The sequence below is a fragment of the Pseudoalteromonas sp. SR45-5 genome, assembly GCF_014163565.1.
GTDB lineage: Bacteria > Pseudomonadota > Gammaproteobacteria > Enterobacterales > Alteromonadaceae > Pseudoalteromonas > Pseudoalteromonas distincta.
This window is the reverse complement of the sequence record NZ_JACJDN010001019.1, coordinates 1-757: the sequence shown is the minus strand read 5'-3', so window position 1 is coordinate 757 and position 757 is coordinate 1. Positions and strand designations below refer to the sequence as shown.

Genomic DNA, 757 nt, shown 5'->3' with positions numbered 1-757 from the left:
TATCGCTCAACACAAAGGCGAATATATTAAGTAGCCAAAGAATCATTAATTGTGAATACAATACTTTCAGACACTTTATAAAATAACACCGCTCCCGCTACCCGTAAGCTCAGCGCCCTGCGAGGGGGTAATTGTTTATAATGCATAGTAAAGCTGCGTACATAACCTTTGCCCCATAATTTTAATTTGTATATTATCTCAACTAATAAGAACAATGGATTAGCTTTATAGTAACTAACTAATACGGCTTGGCAGGGAATAGTATGTCGTTACCAGATTACCAATCATTTATGACCCTATTACTGCAATGCTTAGCTAACGGTGAAACAGTAAAGCTCAAAGAGATTGAAGCACACGTTTATCAAAGCATAGGCTTATTTGTAGAGCAGCTTAAACTGCGCATTCCTAGCGGCAAGTAAACTTATGCCTACCACCGCTTAAGTTGGGCTAAAACTTACCTTGTTAAAGCAGGTTTATTTGGAAGCTGTGGTGTGCCACTCATTAGCCATCCTCCGAGAATATATCTTCAATGGTATCCCAGTCTGGTAGAGAGTGTTGTTTTGAGGTAACTTCAAATTGTAAATCAACTGCATCAAGCAGTCGCTCAAATATATCGAATGAACCCATAAAGCGACCGTTCTCAATCTCGGAAATCGTCGTTTTATTAATTCCCGCGATCTCTGATAGCTTTTGTTGCTTGTAGCCTAAAGCTTTCCTGCTAGTACTTATTTGTTTGCCAATATCTGCTCTACTCGAC

The 757-nt window shown here is 39.2% G+C and carries 2 protein-coding genes; one reads left to right on the top strand and one right to left on the bottom strand.

The window, feature by feature from the left end:
• The first annotated feature begins 263 nt into the window (after positions 1-263).
• Positions 264-419: a winged helix-turn-helix domain-containing protein gene (locus H5072_RS20770; protein ID WP_240915919.1), complete on the top strand. Its 156-nt coding sequence runs from the start codon at positions 264-266 to the stop codon at positions 417-419.
• Between the two features lie 82 nt (positions 420-501).
• On the opposite strand, the gene H5072_RS20765 is transcribed toward H5072_RS20770, so the two are convergent.
• On the bottom strand, positions 502-757 hold a 256-nt coding region (locus tag H5072_RS20765), incomplete at its 5' end, for a helix-turn-helix domain-containing protein (protein ID WP_182694677.1).

What these genes read in the sequence shown, in the direction of transcription:
- H5072_RS20770 (WP_240915919.1), top strand. Translation starts at nt 264, where the DNA reads ATGTCGTTACCAGATTACCAATCATTTATGACCCTATTACTGCAATGC.